Below are 473 nucleotides of genomic sequence, written 5' to 3'. Positions count from 1 at the left end.
CCAGGACAATTCAGTACCGAACGTGATATGGCGCTGCTCGGGAAGGCGTTAATCCACGATGTACAGGAAGAATATGATATCCACAAAGAGAAAGAATTCACCTTTAATAAAAACCGCCAGCCGAACCGTAACCGTCTGTTGTGGAGCACCAACCTGAATGTGGACGGTATGAAAACGGGTACTACGGCCGGGGCGGGGTACAACCTGGTCGCTTCCGCGACTCAAGGCGATATGCCCCTGATCTCCGTGGTGTTAGGGGCGAAAACTGACCGCATCCGATTTAATGAGTCAGAAAAGCTGCTGACCTGGTGTTTCCGCTTCTTTGAAACCTTCACGCCGATTAAGCCGGATGCCACTTCCGTGACTCAGCGCGTCTGGTTTGGTGACAAGAGCGCAGTGAATTGGGGCGCAGGGGAAGGCTGTTCAGTGACCATCCCGTCTGGGCAGCTCAAAAACCTCAAGGCCAGCTCTAC

At 53.3% G+C, this 473-nt stretch carries 1 pseudogene; it reads left to right on the top strand.

Annotated elements, in window-relative coordinates:
- Positions 1-473, top strand: a pseudogene (locus ACU8YC_RS26825) (serine-type D-Ala-D-Ala carboxypeptidase); the annotation flags it as partial.

This window comes from Citrobacter sp. VF227 (assembly GCF_052950715.1).
This window is presented reverse-complemented; position numbering and strand designations above follow the sequence as displayed.